23 protein-coding genes, 1 tRNA gene and 1 pseudogene are annotated in these 26,759 nt (G+C 34.0%); 12 read left to right on the top strand and 13 right to left on the bottom strand.

From position 1 onward, the window contains the following. Positions 1-33 precede the first annotated feature (33 nt). Together SCB73_RS20220 and SCB73_RS20215 are read left to right on the top strand one after the other, a co-directional pair. Positions 34-552 (top strand): helix-turn-helix domain-containing protein, encoded by a 519-nt coding sequence (locus tag SCB73_RS20220; RefSeq protein WP_320567984.1) that lies wholly within the window; start codon positions 34-36, stop codon positions 550-552. Further along, positions 498-1,385 carry an IS3 family transposase gene (locus SCB73_RS20215; protein ID WP_320570063.1) on the top strand — a complete coding sequence of 296 codons (888 nt, stop codon included), beginning with the start codon at positions 498-500 and terminating at the stop codon, positions 1,383-1,385. Before SCB73_RS20220 ends, SCB73_RS20215 begins: the two co-directional genes overlap by 55 nt. Before the next feature lie 69 nt (positions 1,386-1,454). Here the strand turns inward: SCB73_RS20215 and SCB73_RS20210 are convergent, their stop codons facing one another. Together SCB73_RS20210 and SCB73_RS20205 are read right to left on the bottom strand one after the other, a co-directional pair. After that, positions 1,455-2,942, bottom strand: a complete 1,488-nt coding sequence (locus tag SCB73_RS20210) for a glycosyl hydrolase (RefSeq protein WP_320567983.1) — start codon at positions 2,940-2,942, stop codon at positions 1,455-1,457. A 225-nt stretch (positions 2,943-3,167) separates the two neighbouring features. Beyond that, positions 3,168-4,043 (bottom strand): lysophospholipid acyltransferase family protein, encoded by an 876-nt coding sequence (locus SCB73_RS20205; protein WP_320567982.1) that lies wholly within the window; start codon positions 4,041-4,043, stop codon positions 3,168-3,170. Positions 4,044-4,154: 111 nt separating this feature from the next. On the opposite strand from SCB73_RS20205, the gene SCB73_RS20200 reads away from it, so the two are divergent. From SCB73_RS20200 to SCB73_RS20180, 5 genes are all read left to right on the top strand, one after another. Continuing rightward, the gene (locus SCB73_RS20200; protein WP_320567981.1) at positions 4,155-4,802 is read left to right on the top strand and encodes a rhomboid family intramembrane serine protease; all 648 of its coding nucleotides are present in this window, start codon (positions 4,155-4,157) and stop codon (positions 4,800-4,802) included. A 52-nt stretch (positions 4,803-4,854) separates the two neighbouring features. Next, on the top strand, positions 4,855-5,547 hold the full coding sequence (locus SCB73_RS20195; protein ID WP_132988989.1) for an SIMPL domain-containing protein: 693 nt from the start codon (positions 4,855-4,857) through the stop codon (positions 5,545-5,547). A gap of 391 nt (positions 5,548-5,938) precedes the next feature. Further along, positions 5,939-9,307, top strand: coding sequence for a SusC/RagA family TonB-linked outer membrane protein (locus SCB73_RS20190; protein WP_320567980.1), 3,369 nt, complete (start codon positions 5,939-5,941; stop codon positions 9,305-9,307). A 12-nt stretch (positions 9,308-9,319) separates the two neighbouring features. Beyond that, positions 9,320-11,323 (top strand): RagB/SusD family nutrient uptake outer membrane protein, encoded by a 2,004-nt coding sequence (locus tag SCB73_RS20185; RefSeq protein WP_320567979.1) that lies wholly within the window; start codon positions 9,320-9,322, stop codon positions 11,321-11,323. A 171-nt stretch (positions 11,324-11,494) separates the two neighbouring features. Then, the gene (locus SCB73_RS20180; RefSeq protein ID WP_320567978.1) at positions 11,495-12,652 is read left to right on the top strand and encodes a TlpA family protein disulfide reductase; all 1,158 of its coding nucleotides are present in this window, start codon (positions 11,495-11,497) and stop codon (positions 12,650-12,652) included. A 95-nt stretch (positions 12,653-12,747) separates the two neighbouring features. Here the strand turns inward: SCB73_RS20180 and SCB73_RS20175 are convergent, their stop codons facing one another. The 9 genes from SCB73_RS20175 to SCB73_RS20135 form a co-directional block, all read right to left on the bottom strand. Continuing rightward, positions 12,748-13,239, bottom strand: coding sequence for a CHRD domain-containing protein (locus tag SCB73_RS20175; RefSeq protein ID WP_320567977.1), 492 nt, complete (start codon positions 13,237-13,239; stop codon positions 12,748-12,750). A gap of 29 nt (positions 13,240-13,268) precedes the next feature. Continuing rightward, a complete protein-coding gene (locus SCB73_RS20170) occupies positions 13,269-13,811 on the bottom strand; it encodes a YceI family protein (protein WP_320567976.1) in 543 nt (180 codons plus the stop codon). Positions 13,812-13,820: 9 nt separating this feature from the next. Next, entirely contained in the window at positions 13,821-14,168 is a 348-nt protein-coding gene (locus SCB73_RS20165; protein ID WP_320567975.1) for a c-type cytochrome, read from the bottom strand. A 17-nt stretch (positions 14,169-14,185) separates the two neighbouring features. Next, entirely contained in the window at positions 14,186-15,049 is an 864-nt protein-coding gene (locus tag SCB73_RS20160) for a DUF5777 family beta-barrel protein (RefSeq protein ID WP_320567974.1), read from the bottom strand. A 4-nt stretch (positions 15,050-15,053) separates the two neighbouring features. Then, a complete protein-coding gene (locus SCB73_RS20155) occupies positions 15,054-15,449 on the bottom strand; it encodes an OB-fold protein (RefSeq protein WP_320567973.1) in 396 nt (131 codons plus the stop codon). Positions 15,450-15,465: 16 nt separating this feature from the next. Beyond that, positions 15,466-16,380 (bottom strand): COG4315 family predicted lipoprotein, encoded by a 915-nt coding sequence (locus SCB73_RS20150; protein ID WP_320567972.1) that lies wholly within the window; start codon positions 16,378-16,380, stop codon positions 15,466-15,468. Between the two features lie 326 nt (positions 16,381-16,706). Next, on the bottom strand, positions 16,707-19,157 hold the full coding sequence (locus SCB73_RS20145) for a TonB-dependent receptor (RefSeq protein WP_320567971.1): 2,451 nt from the start codon (positions 19,155-19,157) through the stop codon (positions 16,707-16,709). 84 nt (positions 19,158-19,241) lie between these two features. After that, a complete protein-coding gene (locus tag SCB73_RS20140) occupies positions 19,242-20,141 on the bottom strand; it encodes a FecR family protein (RefSeq protein WP_320567970.1) in 900 nt (299 codons plus the stop codon). 49 nt (positions 20,142-20,190) lie between these two features. Next, a complete protein-coding gene (locus SCB73_RS20135) occupies positions 20,191-20,706 on the bottom strand; it encodes an RNA polymerase sigma factor (protein WP_320567969.1) in 516 nt (171 codons plus the stop codon). A 129-nt stretch (positions 20,707-20,835) separates the two neighbouring features. Here SCB73_RS20135 and SCB73_RS20130 point away from each other — a divergent pair, with 129 nt between their 5' ends. The 5 genes from SCB73_RS20130 to SCB73_RS20110 all read left to right on the top strand — a co-directional run bounded on the left by SCB73_RS20130 (position 20,836) and on the right by SCB73_RS20110 (position 25,492). After that, positions 20,836-21,924, top strand: coding sequence for a hypothetical protein (locus tag SCB73_RS20130; protein ID WP_320567968.1), 1,089 nt, complete (start codon positions 20,836-20,838; stop codon positions 21,922-21,924). Positions 21,925-22,059: 135 nt separating this feature from the next. Continuing rightward, positions 22,060-23,016 (top strand): YheT family hydrolase, encoded by a 957-nt coding sequence (locus tag SCB73_RS20125; protein ID WP_320567967.1) that lies wholly within the window; start codon positions 22,060-22,062, stop codon positions 23,014-23,016. 98 nt (positions 23,017-23,114) lie between these two features. Beyond that, entirely contained in the window at positions 23,115-23,693 is a 579-nt protein-coding gene (locus tag SCB73_RS20120; RefSeq protein WP_320567966.1) for a Crp/Fnr family transcriptional regulator, read from the top strand. Positions 23,694-23,857: 164 nt separating this feature from the next. Further along, positions 23,858-24,715, top strand: coding sequence for an SDR family oxidoreductase (locus SCB73_RS20115; RefSeq protein WP_320567965.1), 858 nt, complete (start codon positions 23,858-23,860; stop codon positions 24,713-24,715). Positions 24,716-24,826: 111 nt separating this feature from the next. Continuing rightward, entirely contained in the window at positions 24,827-25,492 is a 666-nt protein-coding gene (locus SCB73_RS20110; protein ID WP_320567964.1) for an IS6 family transposase, read from the top strand. A gap of 402 nt (positions 25,493-25,894) precedes the next feature. On the opposite strand, the gene SCB73_RS20105 is transcribed toward SCB73_RS20110, so the two are convergent. Both SCB73_RS20105 and SCB73_RS20100 read right to left on the bottom strand, forming a co-directional pair. Next, positions 25,895-25,975, bottom strand: a tRNA-Tyr gene (locus SCB73_RS20105). A gap of 379 nt (positions 25,976-26,354) precedes the next feature. Then, positions 26,355-26,741, bottom strand: a pseudogene (locus SCB73_RS20100) (peroxiredoxin family protein); the annotation flags it as partial. Positions 26,742-26,759 lie beyond the last annotated feature (18 nt).

Raw genomic sequence — 26,759 nt, 5'->3', positions numbered from 1 at the left:
CCAAAAAGTTAGACACTATTCGGGGCATTTTTTATGGAAAGAAAAGCAAAGTATGACTATGCATTTAGATTAGAATGTGTAGAATTGGTTTTAAAGAAAAAATATTCAGCTGGATATGTTTCAAAATTGAAGCAGACTGCAAGATGGAATATTCGTAAGTGGGTCAGTTTTTATAAGACATATGGTGAAATTGGTTTATTGCCACGAATCAACCAAAGCTATTCAGCCGAATTTAAGCTGAAAGTACTCAAACGCATAGAAAAGGAATCTCTTTCCCTGATGCAGGCTGGCATAAGATTCAATATTCCCAATGTTTCCATGATTTTAAAATGGAAAAAAGATTTTGCTAACTTTGGACTGACAGGATTAAAACCAAAACAAAGAGGCAGACCCATATCGATGAGTGATAATAAAGGCAAAAACCGCAAATCAGACAGGCCCTTGACAAGAGAGCAAGAACTGCTAAAAGAGAACGAAAGACTTCGTTGTGAGAATGAATTGCTAAAAAAGCTTCAAGCCTTAATTCAAGCCAGGAAAAATCCAAAGCCATAAACGAATTAAGGCATAAATTTGGTTTGGAATTACTTCTCAACCTAGCAAATATGGCACGCAGCAGTTTTTATTATCATCAAAAACAAAGCAAGTCACCTGATAAATACAAAGAAGCCAAAGAGCTGATTAAAGTCATTTATCAAAAGCATAAAGGGCGTTATGGCTATAGAAGGATAACCGATGAACTGCAAAACAGGGGATTGATTATCAATCATAAAACAGTTCTCAGGTTAATGAATCTATTGGGGCTGAAGAGTATTATTAGAGTAAAAAAGTATAAATCTTATAGAGGTGAAAATGGCAAAATAGCCCCAAATATACTAGAGAGAAATTTTAAAGCACAAGCCCCAAATCAAAAATGGGCAACTGATATAACAGAGTTCAATGTAGCTGGAAACAAGTTGTATTTGTCACCGATAATCGACTTGTTTAACGGGGAAATAATCAGCTATGAACTCACAGAGAGGCCAGTGTTCAATCAAGTAGTTATGATGCTGAAAAAAGCCTTTAGGAAAATACCAAACAATACAAATTTGATACTTCATTCTGACCAAGGCTGGCAATACCAAATGAAACATTACCAACATCTATTAGAACAAAAAGGAATCAAACAAAGCATGTCAAGAAAAGGAAACTGCTTGGATAATGCAATTATTGAAAACTTCTTTGGAATATTAAAATCCGAAATGTTTTATACCCAAAAATTCAAATCAATAGAACAATTAAAAAAAGAAATCAATAGATATATAATCTATTATAATAACCAAAGAATTAAATCAAATTTAAACAAAATGAGCCCGATAAAATATCGAGCTCATCATTATCAAACTTAATTATAAATTTGTCTAAAATTTTGGGTGCAGTCTAATTTTCAAAAGAGGCTTTTTTGGTGTTATGAGGTTCTAATATTTAATGATTTTAATTGATTTTCGAATTTTTCCATAAGAGGCTTTTACAATATAAACTCCAGATGCAAGTCTGTCGCCAATTTTAATGTCTTCGTTTGTGAAATGATCTTTTGATTGGTAACAAACAATTCCTTTCATGTCAATAATTTGTATCAATAAAGGCTCAATATTGACTGATTTTACATGAAGCGTGGATTGATTCTTGACCGGATTTGGGTAAATCGTAAATGAATCTTTTTCAGCAATAGGATCGTTTACGCTAAGATTGGCCAACGAAAAATTCATATAATTAAAATTCATCCCATCAGATTTGAATTTGATTTTCATATACACTTCTCCTTTTGGCAAATAAACTCCGTTTACATCTTTATTGGTAAAGGTTTGCCAATCGCCAGTTGCAGGGAAAGTTTCGTCGGTTTTAACCACAACTTCGTTTACAAGAATATCAAATTTCCCATTATTTACAGGTGCCGCAACTCTAAAAGTAATGTTGTAATTTCCAGCATCAGCAACATTTAATAGAAATTCGTTCCAATCACCAACTTGAATAGAGGATACGTGCTCGCCACCGCCAACATCGCCTGAAGCTTGTAGCCCTGTTCCTTTTCTGCGGTAATGTTTATTTGCAGGCACTTTTCCGGGAACGTCCATTTTTTTTGCAGTATAACTTTCGTTGATGTATGCAGTGCCAATTGGTTTCAAAACGCCGCTTGTTGGGCTTAATAATTGTCCTTCTTGCATATCAGTCCAATCTGCAGGAACACGGCCTGTAAACCAAGAATATCTGTAAATATCGGGATCGTTTTCAAAACTGCTCACCACATTTTTCATAAAATTGATTTTGTCGGCTTCACTTTGAATAACTCGGTTTGCAAACTCGGTAACCCAAATTGGGCGATTAAAAGTTTTCAAATTTCCTGTAACACCAACAACAGAACTTGCAGTAGCATCATAAGTATGAAAAGCGATGTAATCAACTTTGCAGTTAGGACATAAAAGAAAAAACTGATTGTGCCATGCAACAGGATCGCTGTAGCCACCATAATTATTTGGACCATTGTACGCTGGAGATGCACTAACAATTTCTAGGTTTTTTGCGGCAGCGACTTTTTCAACATTTGCCCAAGCATTTACCGCTTCTTGTGGCGTTAAGCGTGCTCCGTCATTAAAGTTTGGTTCGTTAAACGCAAGCAAGTATTTCGCACCTGGTTTTATATTGTTAATAAAAGTCTGTACTTCACTGTCGTTCAATTTGCCCCAAGCCATTGGCACATATTCAACACCAATAGATGCGTAATTGTCATTTGTATCGTTTTCAGGAATTCTTCCCCAATTGTACCACCATGAAATTCCCGGTTTTAAAGCCATTAAGTCAGCGGTACTATTTTGTCCGTAAGCAATTCCTCGTTTTGGGCTTTTTTGTGCGATAACGGGTTTTGAAATGCAGATTATTAAAAAAGTAAAAAGTAATTTTTTGATCATGGATATTAATTTTGTAATGGTTTTTTTGGATAGTTTAGCAAGCTTCAAATGTAAATTGTTTGTCTAAAAATGCATTTGTTTTAAGTCAAGAAAAATCATTACAAAAACACATCAAAATTCTGTTTTAAGGTCTTAAAACGTAGTTTTTGAATTTTTGAAACTTACATCAAATAAAATAGCCCAAAAAGTTTTTCTCTTTTTGGGCTATGATTTTTTTTGCAAGATTTAAGACTGAACTCTATGTTTCCATCTTTTGTGCGTCCATAAATAGTATTCTGGTTTTTCGAGAATTTGTTTTTCAACTTCTCTTAAATACATTTCTGTGATTTCAAAATCTGGAAAATCTTTTGGATTATCAGCAATCGGGATAAAGGTAGCTTCATAAAATCCTCTTCCTGTTTTTTTAACTTCTGCAAATATGACGCTCAGATTGTATTTTTTTGCCAACATTTCGGCTCCGGTATGTGCGGGAACTTCAACTCCCATAAACTTCATTGAGTGAAAAATACGATCTAATTTTGGAGATTGATCGCTTGCCAAACCATACATGCTTAAAATTCCATCACGCTGATTTTGTGCCATAGTTGGAATTGCTTTTCTGGTTTCGATCATTTCGGTTTTGTATTTTGAACGAATTTTTCGAACTAATTTGTCAAAATAAGGATTTGCCAACTTTTTGTAAACTGCAACACCTTGAAAACCAATTTTTGGATTGATTGTCATCAACCATTCATAACTTGCATAATGAGAAGCGACAAGAATCACACTTTTTCCTTTTTTTGCATAATCCAAAACCAAATCAAGATTAGTCACTTTGAATCGTCTTTCCATCTCTTCAGGAGAAATGCTCATGGTTTTGATCATTTCCAAAAACATATCACACATATGGCTGTAGAATTTTTTCTCAATGACTTTTCTTTCAGAATCATTCAAATGAGGCAAAGCCAATGCTAGGTTTTCGCGAACTACTTTTCGGCGATAGCCAATAACATGATAGACCAGAAAATAGACGAAATCTGAAAACCAGTAAAATAAGCGAAATGGAAGTATAGAGATAAGCCAAAGCAAAGGATAGGCTAAAATATAGACAAGAAATTGCATGTAATTTTTTTTACAAATATACAGGAAAAATGATTAGATGGCGATATTTTGCTTTGGGGCGGAGTTGTGTTTGGGAATGATTATATTTACACTTCAAATTAAATAATTTTTATGGGTACCTTCAATACTGTTTTGGTTGGAATTATAGTGGCTAATGTTCTTTTTAGTTATAAAGGTTTTAATGATTATGCTTTTTTTAGAAAATATGAATTTCATATTGGAAGCATTCGTTCGGGAGAACAAATAAGAATGCTTTCTTCGGGTTTTTTGCATGTTGATATAATGCATTTAGTACTTAATATGTATACACTTTGGATTTTTGCTCCAGTGGTGATCGATACGCTTGGAACCATTTCTTTTGCGATGATTTATTTTGGAAGCTTGATTTTTGGAAACCTGCTTACCATGTTTTTTCATAAAAACGATTATAGTTATCGTGCAGTTGGCGCTTCGGGTGCAGTGACCGGAATTTTGTATTCGGCAATCTTATTATATCCTGACATGACATTAGGAATTTTCTTTGTGCTTCCGATGCCGGCCTATCTTTTTGGAATCTTATATTTATTGTATTCGATTTATGGAATGAAAGCCAAAAATGATAACATTGGGCATACAGCACACTTTGGAGGTGCTATAGGCGGTTATTTGATCACTTTGATAAAAATGCCATCACTTTTTGCAGATCATACTCTAATGACGATTCTGTTAGCAATCCCAATTATTATACTTTTTGGAATGGCAAAATTGGGAAAATTGTAAGGTTGGCATAACTTTTGGAATGCCCTTATCAATAATTTAAAATATAACAAAAATGAAAAAACTAGTATTATTTTTAACAATTATGTTTATGACTATGTCTTACGGCCAAGAAATCAAACAAATACCTCTTATAAATGTTAATGGCGAAGGTAAAGTAAAAGTAGCGCCTGATCAAGTTTGTATTTCAGCTACGGTTGAAACAAAAGGGAATAATGCTAAGGACGTCAAAAAACAAAACGACGAAAAAATGGATGCTGTTTTAAAATTCATTAAAAAGATGAACATCCCAACAGCAGATTTTAAAACAAAACAAGTTGCCTTGAATCCTCAATATGATTATGAGAAAAAGAAAACGAGTTACAATGCTACTCAAACTGTAGAAATCGTCGTAAAAGATTTATCTAAATATGATGAACTGATGGAAGGTTTGGTGCAACAAGGAATAAACAGAATTGACCGTGTTTCTTTTGAATCATCTAAAGAAGCACAACTACAAGCCGAAGCAAGAAAATTAGCGATGAAAGATGCTAAAGCAAAAGCAGAAGATTATGTATCAGTTTTAGGTCAAAAAATCGGAAAAGCTTTTACAATTTCTGATAATTCACAAGTTTATCATCCGCAACCAGTCTATGCTGCAATGAGAATGAAAGAATCTGCAGATTCAATGGGGGCTTCAAATGAAACTTTAGCAATCGGAGAAATCGAAATTACAGCTAATGTAAGCGTGAGTTTTGTTCTAGACTAAATTTTTAAATTCCAATCCCGAAGCTTCGGGACAAAATCCAAATTCCAATTCAAATTGGGATTTGGATTTTTTTTTGTTTTATGATTTACGAAAATCACGATTGGTGATTTTAGAAACCTGAAACCTGAAACCTTGAAATTGTCAAAGTAATAATTATAGGTTATTTAATTTTTGTGTTAGTTTTTTGAAATAATGTCATTTTTTGGTTACAAAACACGGGTAAAATATAGACACAAGACTATAGTATACCCAAAATCGGATTTTATTGCTCCCTGTGAAAACCATTAATTAGTCAAATTTGCCTCTGTAAAATCATTCTTGCGATTCGAGTATCGCTGCAATGATTTTTTCAAACTAACTAATTAATTAACCAACAAATTACTAACCAAAAATGACAAATTTTATTAGGATTAAAAAAAGTCCTAATGGTGTATCTGGATTTAATTTGAAAAAGAAAATGTTGATACTTTGTGTATTGTTTTCTTTATCTCAAGTTCAAGGTTACGCTGTTAGTTCTAAAAGTACAACAGAGTCTTATGATGCAGTTCCACAAAAAAGCATCAAAGGACTTGTTATCGATGAAAGCGGTATGCCGATGCCGGGAGTTTCAGTTTTAGAAAAAGGAAGTAAAAACGGTACTTCAACAGATTTTGACGGAAAATTTACTTTAAAGGTAGATAGCGATAATGCAGTGATCGTTGTGTCTTATTTAGGTTATGTGACTGCAGAAGTTGCTGTAAAAGGTGAAGCTTCAATTACTGTAAAAATGAAAAAAGCAACTACTTCATTAGAAGAGGTTGTTGTAGTAGGTTATGGTAAAATGAAGAAAAAGGATTTAACGGGAGCAGTTGTTCAGGTAACGCCTGAGAGGCTTGCAAATCAAAATCCGCAGACAGTTCAAGATGTATTAAGAGGTACGCCTGGTGTAAGAGTTGGATATGACCCTTCAGCAAAAGGAGGGGGAAGTATTCAGATTCGTGGGCAGACTTCAGTTTATACGGGAGGAAGTCATAATTCACCGCTTATTATTTTAGACGGGATGCAGTTTTATGGTGAATTATCAGAAATAAATCCAGATGATATTCAGCAGCTTGATATTTTAAAAGATGCTTCGGCAGCATCTGTATATGGATCGAGAGCGGCTGCAGGGGTTATTTTGATTTCAACTAAAAAAGGAAAAACAGGTAAGCCTATTGTTAGCTTTACTACAAACACAACAATTAGCAATAAGAGCGCTTATCGTGGTGTGTATTCTCCAGAAGGATACTTAAAATATCGTGAAGATTGGGAAACTGCCCAAACTTATGGTGTCAATCCAACAACTAAACAGTACGAAGCATGGATAGCAGGAACCGTGGCTAATGGCAAACCTGGATATTTTTCAAATCCAAATGATTTAGCGAAATGGGGTATTACTGAAGCGCAATGGTTAGCATATCAGCCAGCTACTCAAACAGCAGGAAAAAGCAGTAAAGAAGTATGGGGAACACGTTTAGGATTGAATTTTGATCCTTCGTTAATGGCTAATTTCTTAGCAGATAAAACGCATGATTGGAGCGACAGTTCTTTTAGAACCGGAATTAATCATGACAATAATTTAAGCATTTCTGGAGCAGGAGATAAAGTTAACTATTATATGTCTTTTGGTTATCTAACTTCAGAAGGAGCTATTGTTGGAAATGATTATAAATCAGCTCGTTCTAATATGAAAGTTGATGCTAAAATTACAGATTGGCTTGACTTTGGTGCAAACGTTAATTTCCAAGATCGTACAGATGGAGATGTTACTCCTTCTTTAGGTACCAATGCTGGTGATAACAACATGATGAGAACCAGTCCATTTGGAACTTTTATAGATGCAAATGGAAACTATGAAAGACAGCCAATGGGAAAAAATGTTTCTGGGCAGAATTATAATTACTACTACGAGCGTCAATTTATTGAAAAAGAGACAGGATATACAACGTTAAATGCTATTTTCAATACAAAGGTAACATTGCCTTTGGGAATTACATATTCATTTAACATTGCTCCTCGTTATCAATTTTTCCACGATCGTTATTTCAGATCAACACAGAATCCAAACTGGCCTGCCGCTACTACAGGAGCAAATAGAAATAGTGCTATAAGATTTGATTACAACTTGAATAATACATTAGCGTGGGATTATACAATTGCAGAAAAACATCATATCGTGGCAACTTTTGTTCAAGAAGCTGAAGAACGTCGTTATTGGTCAGATGGAATGGATGCTTATAACATTCAGCCTTCAGATGCTTTAGGTTTCCATCTTGTGAACACAGCAACAATGGCAAACAGTGCAATTAGATCTTATGACTCGCATGAAACTGCAGATGCATTAATGGGAAGACTTTTCTACTCGTATGATAACCGCTATATGTTGACAGCAACTGTACGTCGTGATGGATATTCAGCTTTTGGAGCTTCAAACCCTTATGCAGTTTTCCCTTCCTTTGGAGTGGCTTGGACCTTTAAAAATGAAAATTGGTTTACATGGGATGCTATGAGTACTGGTAAATTGCGTTTGTCTTGGGGTAAAAACGGAAACAGATCGCTTGCTGATCCGTACATTTCTTTAGCAAACTTAGTAAATACTGGAACTATGGGGTATTTAGATCCGTCAGGAAAAGCACTTGAGCTTAAGTATTTAGCGCTTGATCGTATGGCAAATCCTAATTTGGAATGGGAAAAAACGACATCAAATAATATTGGTCTTGACTTAGGTTTCTTGCATGATCGTATCACTGCTACTTTAGATTTTTACAAAGCATCTACTCATGATATGATTATGAGTCAATCATTACCTGGTTTCACCGGATTTTCATCAATTGCAACCAACCTTGGAGAGGTGCAAAATAAAGGTTTTGAATTGAGCATTAGCACACTGAATATTAAAAAACCAAACTTTGAATGGCGTACTTCATTAGGAGTGTCTTATAACGAAAATAAAATCATTTCATTATATGGCAATATGGTAGACATTAAAGATGCCAATGGTAATGTAATTGGGAAAAAAGAAGGTGATGATTCAGCAAATGGATGGTTTATCGGAAGACCGATTTCTCAAATTTGGGATTATAAAGTAACAGGAATTTGGCAAAAAGATGAGTGGAAAGAAGCTCAAAGATATGGACAACGTCCTGGAGATCCAAAAGTTCAAAACAGTTATACAGCAGATGATGTAGATGCAGTAGATGCAGATGGTGTTGCGTATAAAAAAGCGGTTTATAATGAAAAAGATAAGCAGTTTTTAGGAAATTCAAATCCTCCAGTTCAATGGTCGATGCGTAATGATTTTAAAATTTATAAAAATTGGGATTTAGGTATCAGTATGTATTCTTATGCAGGAGGAAAATCACTTAGTTCAATTTATATGAACACTTTCAACGATGCCAGTTTGTATAAATTCAACTTCAATCCATATGTAAATCCGTATTGGACACTTGACAACCCAACAAATGAGTGGGCGCGTCTTGATGCTAAAGGGCCAGCAGGAACTCCAGTTGCACCAGGAAGATTATATGACCGTAGTTTTGTTCGTTTAGACAACATTTCTATAGCTTATACGCTTCCAAGAGATCTTTTAGATCGTGCGCACATTAAGAATATAAAGATTTATGCTTCAGTACAAAATGCTGCAACATGGTCTGCTTCTAAAGAATGGAAATATTTTGGAGATCCAGAGACAGGAGGATTGGCTACAAGACAGTTTAATTTAGGTTTTAATTTCCAACTTTAAAATTATTCAACAATGAAAAAATATATAAAAAATAAAATTACAAGACTGGTACCTATTGCTGTATTAGCGGTTTTAGCTAGTTCTTGTTCGAAAGATTTTCTAGAATCTGATCCACTTTCGTTTTATGAGCCAGAAACGACATTTTCTACAGAAGCTGGTTTGCAAGCAACTTTAGCATTATGTGATAAACAGTTGCGTAATAACTATATTCACTACGGCTTTTCAGGTGTAAGCGTGCCTATCGGGACAGAATATCTTTTCTCAGATATGGCACAATATGGGAAAACAGATACAGGAAGCAATATTGCTGACTATGCTGCTACTATCGTTCCTACTGGGGATTTTAGAAGAGATCCAAGTGGTGAATCGCTTTATCTTGGATTCCTTTGGACAGAAGCTTATACAGGTATCAAGAATGCAAATACGGTATTAACGTATATTGGTAGTGTAAAAAGTTTGTCTGAGGAAGTTAAAAACAAATATATCGGTCAAGCTTATTTCCATAGAGCATATCGTTATCTTAACCTAGTATATGAATTTGGTGATATACCGTTGATTACTAAGATTCTGGAGGTTCCAAAGCAGAGTTACTATTCTACTAAAAAAGAAGCTATTATACAAATGATTACAGCAGATATGGAGAAAGCTGTACAATGGGTTCCGGAACAGTCAAAAATTGGTTATGTTGGGATGGTTAGCAAAGGTGCTTGTCGTCAATTATTGATAAAATGTTATTTAGCATCTGGTAGATTTGCTGATGCTGAGGCACAAGCCAATCTCTTAATTAATGGATCAGGTTACTCTTTGGTACAAGGTAATTTAGGAATTTTTGATCCAGGAGGAAATCCGACTGCATGGCCAATTACAAGAAATGTTATCTGGGATTTACACAGACCAGAAAACAAAGTAATCACGGCTAATACTGAAGCGATTTTAGTTGCACCAAACGGAGGAGCACAATCATTTTTAGCGTTTGCTTCAATGAGAATTTTTGGTCCTAACTGGAATGACGCCAACTTAATTACTCCTGATGGTAAAACTGCTGCACCGCGTTTTCCATTAACTGACAAAACAAATTATAATGCAAAATATGATTACCAAAGAGCAATAGGACGTGGTATTGGTACAATCAGTGGTTCATATTATTCACAACATCCTATGTGGGTTGTAAATGGTGTTGAAGACAAACAAGATCTTAGACATAACAGTACTGTAGGTAACTGGGTGAATATGGAAGATCTTAAATATGCTCCTGGCGCAGGCGGAAGTGCTACATGGGCGGGACAAAACTTTAGAATGAAAGATGCGGCAGGAAAACTGTTGGCACAAGATTCTATTCGTGATTGGTTTGATTTCCCTCATTATAAAATCTTTTATCATGATGTGGTAGCTGAAGCTAATCCGGCAGCAAATGATTTTCAAGGAGCTACTGCAGGTGCAAGTGCGCATATGTACATTTATCGTTTAGCTGAAACGTATCTTTTACGTGCGGAAGCTCGTTTTTATCAAGGTAATGTTACTGGAGCTGCGCAGGATGTGAATGTTGTTAGAGCAAGAGCAAAAGCGACACAAATGTACACTACTGTAACAATTGGTGATATTTGCGCAGAAAGAGGAAGAGAGCTTTATATGGAAGAATGGAGAAATGTAGAATTAAAACGTATTTCGCACTGTTTGGCTATGAGTGGAAAACCAGATGAATGGGGTAATACTTATAGTGTCGCAAATTGGGACAAACAATCTGGGAAAGATGCAACTGGAGGAAGTTACTGGTGGCAGCGTATTGTACATTACACGCTTTACAATAAATATCCAAATGGTATTTCGATTAAGCCGGGTGTGAAATTTTATACTATGGACAAACGTAATAATTACTGGCCAATTCCATATAGACTTGCTATCGAACCAAACATTAAAGGACAGTTAAGTCAGAACTATGGTTATGATGGTTATGATGCGGGTGTCAAAATGTGGGATAAATGGGAAGATGCTGTTGCAGATGAAAGCAAAATTTAATTTTTTTCTCAAAGTAAAATTTGAGATATAAAATGAAAAAGTAGCTTGATGCCCCAAAGAAAGCTAAACCAAGAAACGAGTTAATTTATATAGTTAACTCGTTTTTTGCTTTATTTTAGAATGTCTTGTTTCTGAGCATTAACTCAAAGAACGATTTTAATTTTTATAATTATGAAAAAAAATGCGATTATTATTTTAATGATATGTTTTTGTCTCACGTTGAGTGCACAACATAAATTTTCGATTTCAGGAACTATTCCTTCTCAATATAAAGGGGTTGATATTATACTTTCGTCACAAAATAATGCTTTTACTTCTATAAGTGCAAAAGAGAAAAATGGCAAATTCTATTTGTCGGGCGAAATTACGGACAGTTATGAACCTGCTTATTTAGATGTTCAGAAAGACAATAAACATCTTGGAGGGAGTTTTTTATTTATTGGCCCAAAAGATATGAAGATTCAAATCGTAAAGCTTAATGAAAAAGATAATTTAAACGATTTTAAATTTTCCAATGTTCCTTTTGTAAAAGAAAAAAAGGAATACGAGCGTTTGACAAAACCAAGTGTTGACAGTGCCAAAGCAGCTTTTAATATTTATTATGATGCGAAAAGCAAACATTTGCCATTAAGCAAGCAAGATTCCTTATGGACAATTGTTTCTGGTTTGAGAGAAAAAGTATTAATCAAAAGAATAAAGTTTGTTGAATCATATCCTGATGCCTATATCTCATTGTATCTTTTTAATAAAGATGTAATAAAAGGTAATCATCCAATTTCTCCTGAAAGGCTTAATAGTATTTACAATAAATTAAGCAATAATCTGAAAGAAACCTATTTAGGAAAATCAGTTGATAAATACATTCAGAAACAGCTGTCACTCACAGTAGGTCATATATTGCCTAATTTCTCTTTTTCAACAGACAAAGGTCAACATTTTGAAGTTCCATTATCTTTTAAAAATAAAAAACTTATACTTCTTTGTTTTTGGTCAAAAGGTTGCGCGCCATGCATAAGGAAGATCCCAACGTTGAAAATTCTTAATGAAAAATATGAATCAAAAGGGTTGCAGCTAATCTCTATTTCAACGGATCCTACAGCTGATATTTGGTTGAATTCTTTAAATAAATATCAAATGCCTTGGTTGCAAACATGTGATCTTCCTGCTTATGTTCAGGGAGATAAAATACAGAATATCTTAGATGTAACTAGTTTTCCACAGTATTTTTTAATTGATGGAACAGGCAAGCTTGTTTATCAAAACACAGAATTAAATGACGACGAAGACCTGACTATGTTACAAAAGCTTTTAGAAAGTCAGTTGCAATAGAAGTTCTCCTCTAAAATAAAACTACTAAAAAAATAAAGCCCTACTATCTAAACAGTAAGGCTTTTTGTAATCAACATAAATTTAATAAAAAAAAGTTAGTAGCCTCCACCACCTCCGCCACCAGCAGGGCTTCCAGCGGGATTAGAAGTAATGAGTTGCCCTCTTATTTCGCCTCCTGAAAAAGCTTCAGAATGTAAGTTTATATAATAATTATTAGCCATAAGATCTGTTTCTTGAGCAGCAGTTAGTGCTGCACTAGTATAGCTAATAGGAGATGCCAAACTAGAGAATGGAAAAATTACAGGACCATTTGTGCCTGCGGCACCCATATGTATATGTCCCATAGTTGGTGTTAAACCGGAATACGTTACAGTAACGGTAAAGATTTTTGTAGTTTTATTATAACTCAAAGTTGCTGTTCCTGTTGCTGTTGAAGCATTTGCAGGAACTTCATTTGCGCCATTCATGGTAGCGTTGAACGTTACTATTATAGGAGCGGGAGGGCTAGAATTGTCATCATTACTGGAACAAGAAACTCCAATAAATAACAATAGTAAGGGTACCGAGAAATTGAATAGAGATTTCATAATTTGATAATTTTAGGATTAAAAAAAGATTATTTTTCATCAAGTGTAAGGTCCAGAGCAATGTTCACATTTTCTGAAACTTTACTTTTTACAAGACTTGGTATTTTTATATTAAAGTCTTGTGCTTTAACAGTAAAATTGTTGGAGAGATATACTTTTCCTTCCTTCAAGACCACACTGATTTTGGTTTTAATCTTTTTTGTAACACCATGTATGGTCAGATCGCCTTCGACATCATATTTTTTGGAGATACTTAATTTTGTAGCATCAAAATTTATGATTTTACCTTTAAAAGTTGCTTTTGGATATACGGATGATTCCATATAATTTTCATTAAAATGTTCTTCCATCAACGGAATTTCAAATTTGAATGCTTTTATCAATGCCAAAACTGCAAATTCACCATTTGATTTGTCAAAAATTGCTGAAACCGAATTATTTGTGGCCGCAACAGGCTCAAACGAAGGCACTGAAGCTTCAAATTTTACTTGTCCGGTTCGGGTCATAACTTTTTGCGAGAAAACAAAGTTTCCCACAAAAAGAAATACTGCAAAAAATGCTATTTTTTTCATTGTATTAACTTATTCTTTTATAAATCCGTTTGTTGCCCAAAGTTTTATCATATCAATATCGCTTTGAGGCAAACTTCCTCCTAAAGGCATTCTTTGTCCGCAAGATTCAGATTCTATCCTGCAGATTAAATTAGCATTGGTACATGCATTTTTTACTCCTTCGTAGGTTTCTAAATTAGGATATTGAGAAGCTGTTCCAGAATGACAACTAAGGCAATTGTGTTCCATAATATGTTCGATGTTTGCTACATAAGTTGGGTTTCCGGCCGGCGGACTTATTTCGCTGTAAGTATTGGATTCACAAGAAGTAATGAACACGCTAGAGATTGCTATCAGACAAATTTTTATTTTTTTCATAGAATTTCGTATTAATTTTAAAAAACTCTGTAGAGATTAAATCCGAAGTAAATACTGCCACCGTTCCATTTTCCAGTTGCATTTGAGAATACATAAACATCATTCATAGTTTGGCAGTTTGAGAACACCATTTGAAAAATATGTCCTCCAGTATCGATATCCAATCCTAATGAAACCAAGTTGTGATAGACCTCATTTTCTGGAGCATTTATTCGAGGCGCATACTCAAGATTCATGCTCAATCGTTTTGTGAATTTATATCGTCCACCAAGTCCAACCACAAATTGATCTTTTTGCTCAGTGGTTTCGTCATAAAGATTTTTATGAATGTAAATCGGGTTTACTTCAAGTGAAATCTTATCAGAAAACTGTCTTGACACTAATAATTGTGTAGTAAAAGCCAATCGATTATTGAATTTTAAGTACGGATATTGATCCGTACTTAAATTGGTATTGATATCCATGGTGTTATAACCTACGATGGTCACAGGAAAGCCGTCAACTTCTTGTGTTTTTAATCTGTATTTTAAGGTCAATTCATAAATTTTATTATTGGTCTGTCTTGACGCTCCAACTGAAAGCCAATCTGTAACACCGTAAATTCCTCCCAGTTTAGTGTAAGCATCATCTAAACCAAAGAAATTCTCAAAACCTTGCGTCAAATCGCCAAAACGATGAGAAATCAAAACATACCATTCGCCTTTTGCTGTCAATTTTGTGGATTGCATATTGCAGATTTGCAGTCCTTTAAAAGCTAAAGTTTCGGTCTGTTTTTCCTTTGGTTTTATTGTATCCAATTCTTTCAGCAAATCATCTTGCGCCGATATTTGGCCAATGACTGAAAGAAAAAATGCCAGGGATAAAAATAATTTTACGTTCATTTAATTAATTTTTGATTATAAAACATTGATCTAGTTTTACTTCGCCCATCAAATCATCATATCCAATAATTCTTCCTTTTACAGTAGCGATTTGCCCTTCTTTAATGGATAAATCTTGATTTTTAAAATTGCAGATAATGGTACCGTCTAGAATCACCTCTTTTGAATTCACCGCTGTAATTTTTCCTTTTATTGCTACCGCGTTTTCAAGGTATTTTTTATTGGCGGCTTCTAAATCTGACATAAATTCGGCTGTAATGGATGCTGAGGTCGTGGTGAAATCTGTTTTTTCATTTGCCAAATTCCGAGGACCGCCATGCATAACATAGTTATAACCGAAGAAAGCAATTAGCCCAATTGCTAAAACTATCGAGATGATTATTTTGATTTTTCTTTTCATTTCTCGTTTCGATGATTTATATCGCAAGCGGTATGTCTTTTACTGGAACAGGCCAAATTCCTGGACTCGGAAAACTAATTCCCTTGTTAGCGCCTCTCACGCCGGCATCTTGTCCAAAATAATACAGAGGCCATCCATTATAAGTCAGTTGCACTTTTCCAAAAACAGTAATCGAGCTGAATTTTGATTTATCAAGAATAGAAGGAACAACCACTTTATCGGTTTCATAAATTGGCCACACTGCATTATTTGAAAAATCTTGTTTTGTGAAATTATTTTTCTTGAAATTGTCGTTTTTGAAAGTATATAGAGTTAATCCTTTGGCATCTGTAAAATAAGTTGTTGCGCCATCGCCTAAAGTATAATCTGATTTGTAATTTTTTCCGTCATGCCCAACAAGCTGGCTTCTCACAATCATGATAGAATAATCGGGTTTTGCGATAAACCAAGTGCCATCAACTCCATCACCAGATGTTTTTCCTGGATCTTCTGGTGTGTTTGTACCAGCACCGCCATATGCGCCACTAGATGACATTGGTGCATAATAGTACAATGGCCATCCTTTGTATGTTAATTGTTTTTTGCCTGAAGGAGTAGTTATCGTTGCAAAATCAGCTACTGTTAATCCAGCTCCTAATTTTTCAGTGGTTAAATTATCCACAAAAAAAACAGGCCAAAAAGCTTCGCATCCACCTGTGCATGAAGATTGCCCGTTTGCATCAGTTGCGAAAAAATATAATGATCGTCCACTTTTGTCTGAAAGGTATGATCCGAGTGAAGTGCTTGTAGAAAGATTGATTTCTGTTTTTGTTTCGGGAATAGGCGTTGGAGTAGGCGTAGTGGTATCATTGCCATTATCACTGCTGCAGCTTAAAAAAAATGTAGAGATTGCCAGGACAGTTGTCGCGAGTTTAATTGATTTTAATTTCATTGCTGTTTTGATTTAAGTTATGTTAAAATGGAAATTTTAGACTTTACAAAACCGTAAAGTCTTTTTGGTTTAAATTTTCAACATCAAGGTTTGGGCTTGATTTTAAGGGACATTTTGTTCAATGGTTTGGAGTTATGAACTGTCGCAAAAAAAATAGCCGAGCGGATATAATTTCAAGTTTTTTAAAGGGCTCATATTTTACTATTTTGATAAGATTCAATAGTAAAACAGCATCGAGGTAATTTACCCTACCTTAAAAATTGATATTTTTTGAAAAAAAAAGTAAAAAAATACATGGTTTCCAGACGAAACAAGTAGGAAGAAGATTAAAATGAAACTCTAAAGCTCACATTTGGAGTTCTTTGAAGTGAAAAAGTTTCTACTTCTTCAATAGAATTTGTCAGCGAACTTATTCTATAATATTCGCTGATTTCGTTTTTTCTATTTAAGATATTTAAAATGGAGATTCCTAATTTGTACTGAATTCCTGCATCGGTTTCCCATTTATACGTTGAGGAAAAATTGACCTGCGCAAAAGTGTGCAAATTGGTATTATTAGGTCTGTTGTAAATCAATACAGGATTAGTATTGTCAATTTGAGAATCGTCTGGAGAAGTTTTTGGTCGGCCCGAAGTCCATTTTGTGCCTAATGCGATTTTAAAATTGTTTTTTTCATAAATCCCTGCCCAAGTTGTCGTATGCATGACTTCAAAATTGTTCGGAAAAACAGGATATTCATAAGAAATAAAATGATAATTATTATGATTATAGGTATAACTCAACCAAGTCAAAAAATGATTCATTTTTTTCTGAACAAGCATTTCTGCGCCCCAAATTTCATAATCGCCGGTGATTTTTACAAACTCCAATTGATTCTGAAAACCTTGGCTGGAAGTTGTAATTCCTGATACTCTTTTATAAAAATTTTCAATATCAAACAGCCAGCCTTTTTTTTCGTAAGATAAGTTTAAAGAAAGTTGTTTGCTTTTTTGAATAGGAATTGTCGAGTCATTAGAAATAATCCAACGTCTTTTTTCAATTCCAAAATAATCTTTCTGTAAGTCAATGATTTGTTGCGAATTTTGACTTTTCAATTCACCAAGCAATTCTAAATTTAGATCTTTTGTAATGCCATATCCAAACTGAATTCGAGGTTCAGCAATAAATTTCTTGAATTTTTCGATATAATTAAGTCGGGTTCCTGCTTTAAAATAGACTCTTGAAAGTGTATCGTTGTATTTTCCTTCCAAAATTAAGGCGTGAGTTCTCAAAACATCTTTAACTTTTCGATAGAAATCAGGATTGGTAACATCTTCCAGATTTGTAACTCCAATTTCATTAAACTGATAGCCATCATTTAAAATGAATTTGGAATTGATAATATGATTGTTCTCTAAATTGATTCCGTTATTATTTACCTTGTTTTCCTGAATGACAATTTGATTTCCAAAAGTTGTTTTTTGATCCGCCAAAAGTTCGTAAGCCGAATTATAGACATTAATTTTAGTCGTATTAAAGCGATTCCAATTTCGTTTCCAAGCCAGATTTCCTCCATAATTTTGCTGGCGTAAAGTGTTGTTTTCTGATCTAAAAATATCATACACTGTGGCATTTTGAAAAACTTCCAAATTATCTTTAATCGTAATTAAATCCAGAATGATTTGATCTTTTTCGCCTATTTTTTGAGCGTATTTTAGCGTTGCATCATAAAAACCAAATTTCTTGTCGCTCCGATAATCGACGTTTTGTTTATCTGAAAAATCAGTAATGGTAGTGTTTTGAAATACTTTGTTGAAGTACTCTTTATAAGTTGGCGTTTCTACAAAATCAGTAATAGATTTGCGTGCTGAAATTTCGATGTAGCTTTTTTTAGAAAGATTGTATTTGGCATAAATATCAGCATTAATCATATTGATTCCGGCGCTAAAAGAGTTTTTCTCAGCAGTTTCTGGAGTTGATGAAATGGCAACAACGCTTGAAACGCTTTCGCCATAAAAAGCAGAACTTCCGTTTTTATAAATCGAAATGGTATGCGCCAAATTTGGATTAAAAACCGATATTAATCCAAAAAAATGCCCCGTTTGATACATCCGGATTCCATTCCATAAAAACAAATTTTGATCATGCGTTCCGCCACGCACATTGATGCTCGAAACACTTTCATCAATACTGTTTACACCCGGAATTTGTTGCATGGTTTGCAAAGCATCTGGTTCGATAAGCCCAGGAAGAATTCCGAATTTTTTGGGCTTTATTTCAAATGAGCCATCAATATTTTTCGAAATTCCTGAAGCCAAAATAGCGTTGGTTTTAATTTCGTGAAGTTCAGTGATTTCAGGCTCTAAAAATATTTGAGGACAATTTTTGGAATTACTATTAGGCACTATAATTTTTTTGGTTCCAAAACCAATATGAGAAATTAAAAAAGTGTTTTCTTGCCCTTTTTTAAATTCAAAATAACCGTTTGAATCTGTTCGCGTTTGCGTTTTATTTGGCAAATTTATATTGGCATTTTCAATAGGCTTTTTGTCAACACTAGAAAAAACGTAGCCACAAATGATTTGTGGTTCTTCATTTTTCTTGTAAATATTAATGAATTTGTTTCCAATATTTTCAAAAGAAAGATTGGTGTTTTTAGAAAGATATTCCAGTTTTTGCTCCAGCGAAAGTGATTTTTTGGGCGGAATTAATTCTAACCCAGAAATATTGTCTTCGGTATAATTAAAGCTTACTTGATGTTGCTGCTCAATTTCGAATATGATTTTTTTAATGGGCATAACTTTTCCTTGGTCCTGCGCAAAAAGAGTGAGGACCAGAAAAAAGTGGAAAAACAAAAAACGAAATTGTTTGGGGAGCAACATTTACTTTTCGTCAAATATTATTTTATTAGTTGATACTTTTTTAGCCTCTAAATGATATGTCGTACTAATAATTTGCAAAGCTACATTTAAGTCTTTTGCTGGTAATTTTCCTGTAAATAATGATGTTGTGTCTTTTGTGTTTAATTCTATCGTGATGTTGTATTGTCTTTCAACTTCGTCTACCAAGCTTCGAATATTCTCTTTATAAAAAGCCATTTGATTGTCAATCCATTCCGGTTTCAAAGTATTTACGTTGATGTTGGTTTGTTTTTGATCTTCAAAACTAACACTTTGGCCATGCGTCAATACGATTTGAGAATTTGCGTAATTTACCTTTACGCGCCCTTCATAACAAACTACATCAAATCTGTTTTTTCTGACTTTGACATTAAATTGCGTTCCTAAAACAGTAACTTTTCCCAAACGTGTGTGCACTTCAAAACGTCTTCCTTTAGAAACTCTAAAATAGGCTTCCCCGCTTAGGTCGAGACTTCGGTGATTCTCCCAGTTCCATTTTTTATAATTTATTTCTGAACCTGAATTTAATACTACTTCAGAATTGTCGGGTAATGAAAAAGAAGTTTTCTCTCCAAAGCCAGCTGTGTGTGTTTCAGGCATGAAAAAATTAAATGCAAATGTAACTCCCAAGGCTAAGACAAATATTGCAGCCACTCGAAAAGCCCATTTTTTATGCAATGGAGCTACTTTTGGAGTTGCTTTTTTCTGTTTCAGAATGTTAGAAAGCATAGCATTTTCATCCAAATCATCCATTGTCAAATGATCTGTGTAATTTTTAATCTTTTGATATTTTTCAAAATCGGGACTTGCTTCAAATGCCGCTAATTCGTCCTGAGACAAATCATTGTTAAGCCATTTTGCTAATAAGCGATTTTTTTTCATTTTCTTGTATTGTATAATTAAAACAATTGGAACTCCGTTTACCCTACTTTTATAAATCAATTTCTTTACGCAAGCTTAATAAAGCTAAATGAATGCGCTTTTCGACCGCTTTTACGCTAATGTTTAATTCCTCAGCAATTTCACTGTATTTTTTCCCATCAATTCGATGCATCAAAAAAGCGACGCGCTGTTTTTCATTCAAATTTTCAATAGCTTTCAAAAGTTTGGATTGAAATTGTTTTTCTTCTAAAAGATATTCTGGGCTCTCATTGGTTTTATCCAAACCCGTGAAATTTTTTTCATATTTCAAAACAACTTTTTGATGCGCAATTTGGTTGAGGCTGCTATTATTGGCAATGGTATAAATGTATGATTTTGCTTTTTCGAGTGGCACTTGTGAGCAGTTTTGCCAAAGTTTTACAAATGCTTCCTGCGCTACATCATCTGCTTGATCGAGATTGCCAAATTTGTAAAAAAGAAAATTTCTAAGCGCTTTAATATGGCTTTTAAAGAAAGACGAGAAAATAAACTCATCGCAAGTGTTTGATTCGTTTTTAGTTGGCATTTAGAATTTCAATTTGGTATCGTACAAAAGTATTTGTTTTTACATTAAGTAGGGTAAAAGTGAAGCCGATTGTTCTATAGATATCTAAAATGTTATTTTCGAGCAATATTTGAGCTTTATAAAAGAAAAATGAAAAATCGTAATGCCGAATTTATTGAAAAACAGTTTCTTAAATTTTATTACATTTGTAAAAATATGAGTATGTTCCCGTTTAAAAAATATTTATCAATAGTTGTTGTTGTGTTCTTGTTGTCATGTCAGAATGAAATGGACGAACAGACTAGTAATACGCAGGGAACAATTACAAATTCGTCTCCACTAACATCATATTTGCAAAGAGTTGCCATGGTGCCAACCGTTCAGGATAATGTAATCGACGGCTCAACATATTGTACCATAAAACCTCCGTACACAGTTACAGTGAACAACACGCAAATTGCTATAAACAGCTCCGCAGATTATCAAAAAGTAATTGATAATATCAACGCAAGCAATTCTGACGCTGATGTTGTAAAGATAAATTTTCCGGTAACTATGGTGTATTATAATTACATCGAGAAAAATATTCCAAATGAAGCCGATTTTAATTCGCTAATCGATTATTGGAATCAATATCCTGATCTTTTATCTAAAATTAATGGCTTAAATATCAATTATCCAATCACCATTAATATTTACAATACTTCAAACCAAATAGCAAGTTCGGCAACAATTATAAGCGATCAGACTTTTTTTAATTTCATAAAAAACCTGAATGCGAGTCAGTATATTTCTTTGAAATATCCAATTTCTATAGTCGATTATAATAATCAGACCAAAACAATTTCGAATAATTTAGATTTCGAAAATGCCATAAAATATGCGATTGATTATTGTCCTGAAAATAATATCGTAACCCTTGATTTTGTTGCAGCAATAACTAAAGGAACTTGGAAAATACCGTACTTTTTTAGCGATTCAGATAAAACTTCATTGTACACTGATTATTCATTTGTTTTTAAAAGTGATCAAACTGTAGTTGCCACCAAAGGCTCAATTTCAGAAACTGGTCAATGGGAAACTAGTTTGCAGAATAATGTTAGGGAATTAAAAGTGAATTTTAGTTCTGACCCGCTTAAAAAACTAAATAATAATTGGAAGTTGTTTGAATTTAATAATTCACAAGTTCGATTGCGTGATGGCAATGGCTCCAATTATCTTTATTTTGAAAAAAAATAAATTCTACTGTAAACATTCCTATTTTTAAGTCTTTTAATTGCTATTTTCCAAAAAAGCAAAATAAAAATTGACAGTATTACACTACATATTGATTGATTTCTTAGCTTTGTAATAAGTACCACAAAACTAGTTATTATGCCAATAATTGAGCAATCAGAATACAATTCACCTTCTGTAATTCATCGCAATAGGCATGTTTCGACTATTTATGCCGCTTTGTTTAAAAAATTTGAGGTTCCTGAATATACCAGAGAAAAACTAGAATTAAATGATGGCGATTTTATCAATGTTGATTTCATTATAAACGATTCTAAAAAAGCAGTCATTTTATGTCATGGTTTAGAAGGCGATTCCCGCAGAACCTACAATAATAGTTGTGCAGCTTACTTCCAAAACAAAGGTTTTTCAATTTTTGCATGGAACAATCGAACTTGTGGTGGCGAAATGAACCGATTGCCAAGGTTGTATCATCACGGTGCTGTTGACGATCTTGATGAGGTTGTACAGTTTGCTTTAAAAAAAGGATTTAAAGAAGTTTATTTGATTGGATATTCAATGGGTGGCGTTCAGCTTTTGAATTATTTAGGATGGACAAAAATCGACGAACGCATAAAAGCTGGGGTTTCGATTTCAGTGCCAACACACATTGCAACAAGTGCAGAAGTTCTGAAGCAAGGTTTCAACCGCGTTTATTTAAAGAATTTTACCATTGATATTAAAAGAAAACTGAAACACAAAGCGGCTCAATTTCCTGATTTTGTAAACCGAGATCAAATCGACAAAATTTCTTCTTTTGATGAAGTTGATCAATATTTTACAGCGCCACTTCATGGTTTTGCAAGTCGGGAAGATTATTATGAGCGCGTTTCTCCCGAATTTTCACTTCCAAATATTACGACTCCGGTTTTAATTATCAATTCGCTTGACGATCCTTTTTTGGGCGAAAGATGTTATCCGAGAACTATTGCAAAGAACAGTGCATTTGTGTATCTGGAAACACCAAAATATGGTGGACATTGCGCTTTTCCGCTTCGTGACTCCATGTATTCGTATGCTGAGAAAAGAGCCTATGATTTTTTTGAATCTTTGTAAAATCTTTAAAATGCGATGAGAATAAAAGTGCATTTCATGAATTTTATAGACTCTCAAAAATTTGCTCTTCCACAGTCTTTTGTATAATTTTACATGATATGTATGAAATATTCCAAAAGTATCTAGAAGAAAAAGCTGAACTGACACAAGCAGAATCAGAACGAATACAATCATTTGCCATTATAAAAAAACTTCGCAAAAGGCAATATCTGCTTCAAGAAGGAGATATTTGGAAATACGATGCTTTTATCACTCAGGGCTGTGTTAGAACTTACACAGTCGATGAAAAAGGAAGCGAACATGTAAATAGCTTCAGCATCGAAAATTGGTGGACAGGAGATCGTGAAAGCTTAATGATGCAACAGCCGTCGCGTTTTAATATTGATGCTATTGAAGACACAGAGCTTGTGCTTTTTACTCATGAAAATTTTGAATTGCTCTGTAGAGAAATTCCAGCGTTTAATACTATGGTCAATACTATTTTGCAAAGAAGTTTTATAGCTGCTCAAAACAGAATTCAGGCTTCACTGACTTTGACTGCCGAAGAAAAGTATTTGAACTTCATAAACAAATATCCGGGTTTTGCTTCCAGAATTCCTCAAACTATGATTGCCTCATATCTCGGCATGACACCAGAAACATTAAGCCGTATTCGAAAACAAACGGCAAAAAAATAAACTATTAAGGAGCTTTTAGAGCTCCTTTTTTTATGCCCTCTTCAAAACTCTTGATCTAGATCAAGTTTTTACTTATTTCTAATCAATGTTCAGGTCTTGTGTTCGTCGCAACTTTGTAATGTTCAAAAGAAACAAACATTATAAACATTTAAATATTAGAAATCATGTCAAAAACAATTTTTATTACAGGAACAAGTACAGGCTTTGGAAAATTAACAGCTATTACATTAGCAAATGCGGGTCACTCAGTAATTGCAGGAATGCGCAACACAAATGATAAAAATGCCGCTGCCGCGAAAGAATTACAAGCAATCGAAAATATTGAAGTAGTAAATATCGATGTTACAGATGATGCATCGGTTAATAAAGCAATTGAAAAAGTATTGATTAAATACGGAAAAATTGATGTCCTAATTAATAATGCAGCTGTAAGCGGTTTTGGTTTGCTTGAAGGTTACTCTATTGATCAGGTTCGCAAAATGTTCGATGTAAACGTGTACAGCGTACTCCGTATGTATCAAGCGGTTCTTCCTTCTATGAGAAAAGAAAAAAACGGACTTGTGATTAACATTACGACCGGAGCAAGCGGACACACACTTCCTTTTATGGTTCCGTATATCGCATCAAAATTAGTGGTAGAAAGTTTTACTGAAGGATTGCAAGATGAACTTGCAGATTACGGAATCGAAAACGTTAGTATTCAGCCAGGAGTTTATCCAACAGAAATGAATAACGGTTCTAAAGCTGGTATTCACGCCGATAAAACGGCAATTATTGAAGAATACGGCGATGTTGCAACAGAAAAATTCAACGCATTAGGAACTGCCTTATTTGGAAAAATGGCTCAGTTTGATATGAACCCGCAAACTATTGCTGATGGTATTCTAAAATTGGTAAATATGAAAAAAGGGGAGAGACCCCTTCGTTTCCCGCTTGATGCCATTGCTCAAGGAACTGATAAAGAATTTATAGAAGCTCGTGCTACTATTAAGGCAAAATGGGTAGCAGCTTATACGAATTAATTTGTTAAAACATTAAATAATAAAAACATAGAAATAGTCATGAAAACGGTTCTGTCGCATCTAAAGCTAAGTTTTATCTTTGCCTTTTTAAATTCTTAAACTCTTAAACTCATGAATACTAAAGGTCATTGCTATCCGAAGTCTATTATACTGCAGGCAGTATATTTTAAGCTTAGGTTTACATTAAGCTATCGGGATGTTGAAGAGATCATGAAAATGCGAGGAGTTTCTGTTGATCATGCTACTATTGAGCGCTGGTTTTATAAGTTTGCACCTTTGCTTGAGTCAGAGATGAAGAAGAGAAAAGTCAGAGTAGGGGCGAGTTGGAGATTGGATGAAACCTATATCAAAGTAAAAGGTATTTGGTGTTATTTATATCAAGCGGTAGATAAATTAGGCAATACAGTAGACTTTCTTTTGACCAGAAAAAGACAGAGAATGAGTGCTCAGTCATTACTAATTAAAGCAATTAGTAATAACTACAAGCCAAGAGTAATAAATATTGATAAAAGTGGATTTAATACTGCCGCTATCAAAGTCTATAACAAGCGTTCATTCTCAAAGGTTAAAATTCGGCAGTGTAAATATCTCAACAATATTGTAGAACAGGACCATCGATTTATAAAATGGAGGATACAAAATGGGTTAGGCTTTAAAAGCTTTGAATCGGCAAGACGAACATTGAGCGGAATTGAAGTTGTGCATATGCTGAGAAAGAATCAGATGATTGGACATGGTACAACTATGTTTAAATCATTCTGTAAATTGGCGGGCTAACTTTTAAATTACTTCAATTCTTATATTTGATTCTTGCATATGCGACAGAACTTTTACTTTCTATTTTGGGTCTTTTTAAAAAGAATCCCAAACCAAAACTGCTTTCCAACATAATCCTACTTTTTAAATTAATAAATGTAGAATAATATTACTGCCAAATCAAGTCGTTAATCTCGTTAACCCCTATGATATAAGGGATTTTTACTGTTTCTGGTGCACTTTTCAGCGCGCCGGAAAGTGCACCTATTCTGCACCTTTAATTTTGTGAGGATTTATAAATATTGAAAACAGGCCTAAAATAAAAAAAACCTGCAAATCGTTGAATTTGCAGGTCTTCAGATATTTTTGTGGCTTTTTGAAAAGATTGAAAACTTTAAGTTTTCCGCCTTTTTGGCCTTTCCGTGGGGAGAGCAGGATTCGAACCTGCGAAGTTTACACAGCAGATTTACAGTCTGCCCTCGTTGGCCGCTTGAGTATCTCCCCGATCTCAGCATTGTTGCGCTTTGTTGTTATAAGCGGTTGCAAAGATAGGAACGTTTTCTACATTTCCAAATAAAAAAAGCACTTAATTTTAAGTTATTTTAAAGTTGTTTTTTAATCGGTTGGAATTGAATAAAATAAAAATATACTTCTGTTGTATTTTTTTTATTTATTTTAAAAAACAAGATTATTCTTTCGTTTGGTTTGTCGGTTTTAGTACTACTTTGCCATTTGTGAAAGTGGGCAACTATTGCTTTTATTGATAAAAAAATGAAATAATAACATCCACTTTTTTGACGCAAAATTGATTTGCTTTCAAATTTCGGTACTGAACAAAAAAAAATCTCCACTAGGGAGATTTTTTATTCTATTATTATTGAAATTATTTAGCCAAAAGCTCTAAAATTTTTGCTCTCAATTCTGGACCTCTTAAATCCTGAGCTACTACTTTTCCTGATGCATCAAGAATAAATGTTGCTGGAATTGATTCAACTTGATATTGTTTTGCTATTGGTTCATCCCAAAATTTTAGATTTGAAACATGTGTCCAAGTTAAACCATCTTTTGCGATAGCTTCAGTCCACTTGCTTTTTTCTTTGTCTAAAGAAACACCAATTATATTTAATCCTTTTGAATGTAATTCTTTGTAAATTGCTACTACATTCGGGTTTTCTTTGCGGCATGGTCCACACCATGAAGCCCAGAAATCAACGATGGTTACTTTGCCTAAACTTTCTTTAAGCGAAACCATTTTCCCTTCTGGATTAGGAGCTGAAAAATCTGCTCT

The sequence above is a fragment of the Flavobacterium sp. KACC 22761 genome (assembly GCF_034058155.1).
Classification (GTDB): domain Bacteria; phylum Bacteroidota; class Bacteroidia; order Flavobacteriales; family Flavobacteriaceae; genus Flavobacterium.
This window is presented reverse-complemented; position numbering and strand designations above follow the sequence as displayed.

Excerpts from the sequence above, each read along its gene's own strand:
- SCB73_RS20220 (WP_320567984.1), top strand. The coding sequence starts at position 34 with ATGGAAAGAAAAGCAAAGTATGACTATGCATTTAGATTAGAATGTGTA.
- SCB73_RS20210 (WP_320567983.1), bottom strand. The coding sequence starts at position 2,942 with ATGATCAAAAAATTACTTTTTACTTTTTTAATAATCTGCATTTCAAAA.
- SCB73_RS20205 (WP_320567982.1), bottom strand. The coding sequence starts at position 4,043 with ATGCAATTTCTTGTCTATATTTTAGCCTATCCTTTGCTTTGGCTTATC.
- SCB73_RS20200 (WP_320567981.1), top strand. The coding sequence starts at position 4,155 with ATGGGTACCTTCAATACTGTTTTGGTTGGAATTATAGTGGCTAATGTT.
- SCB73_RS20195 (WP_132988989.1), top strand. The coding sequence starts at position 4,855 with ATGAAAAAACTAGTATTATTTTTAACAATTATGTTTATGACTATGTCT.
- SCB73_RS20190 (WP_320567980.1), top strand. The coding sequence starts at position 5,939 with ATGACAAATTTTATTAGGATTAAAAAAAGTCCTAATGGTGTATCTGGA.
- SCB73_RS20185 (WP_320567979.1), top strand. The coding sequence starts at position 9,320 with ATGAAAAAATATATAAAAAATAAAATTACAAGACTGGTACCTATTGCT.
- SCB73_RS20180 (WP_320567978.1), top strand. The coding sequence starts at position 11,495 with ATGAAAAAAAATGCGATTATTATTTTAATGATATGTTTTTGTCTCACG.
- SCB73_RS20175 (WP_320567977.1), bottom strand. The coding sequence starts at position 13,239 with ATGAAATCTCTATTCAATTTCTCGGTACCCTTACTATTGTTATTTATT.
- SCB73_RS20170 (WP_320567976.1), bottom strand. The coding sequence starts at position 13,811 with ATGAAAAAAATAGCATTTTTTGCAGTATTTCTTTTTGTGGGAAACTTT.
- SCB73_RS20165 (WP_320567975.1), bottom strand. The coding sequence starts at position 14,168 with ATGAAAAAAATAAAAATTTGTCTGATAGCAATCTCTAGCGTGTTCATT.
- SCB73_RS20160 (WP_320567974.1), bottom strand. The coding sequence starts at position 15,049 with ATGAACGTAAAATTATTTTTATCCCTGGCATTTTTTCTTTCAGTCATT.
- SCB73_RS20155 (WP_320567973.1), bottom strand. The coding sequence starts at position 15,449 with ATGAAAAGAAAAATCAAAATAATCATCTCGATAGTTTTAGCAATTGGG.
- SCB73_RS20150 (WP_320567972.1), bottom strand. The coding sequence starts at position 16,380 with ATGAAATTAAAATCAATTAAACTCGCGACAACTGTCCTGGCAATCTCT.
- SCB73_RS20145 (WP_320567971.1), bottom strand. The coding sequence starts at position 19,157 with ATGCCCATTAAAAAAATCATATTCGAAATTGAGCAGCAACATCAAGTA.
- SCB73_RS20140 (WP_320567970.1), bottom strand. The coding sequence starts at position 20,141 with ATGAAAAAAAATCGCTTATTAGCAAAATGGCTTAACAATGATTTGTCT.
- SCB73_RS20135 (WP_320567969.1), bottom strand. The coding sequence starts at position 20,706 with ATGCCAACTAAAAACGAATCAAACACTTGCGATGAGTTTATTTTCTCG.
- SCB73_RS20130 (WP_320567968.1), top strand. The coding sequence starts at position 20,836 with ATGAAAAATCGTAATGCCGAATTTATTGAAAAACAGTTTCTTAAATTT.
- SCB73_RS20125 (WP_320567967.1), top strand. The coding sequence starts at position 22,060 with ATGCCAATAATTGAGCAATCAGAATACAATTCACCTTCTGTAATTCAT.
- SCB73_RS20120 (WP_320567966.1), top strand. The coding sequence starts at position 23,115 with ATGTATGAAATATTCCAAAAGTATCTAGAAGAAAAAGCTGAACTGACA.
- SCB73_RS20115 (WP_320567965.1), top strand. The coding sequence starts at position 23,858 with ATGTCAAAAACAATTTTTATTACAGGAACAAGTACAGGCTTTGGAAAA.
- SCB73_RS20110 (WP_320567964.1), top strand. The coding sequence starts at position 24,827 with ATGAATACTAAAGGTCATTGCTATCCGAAGTCTATTATACTGCAGGCA.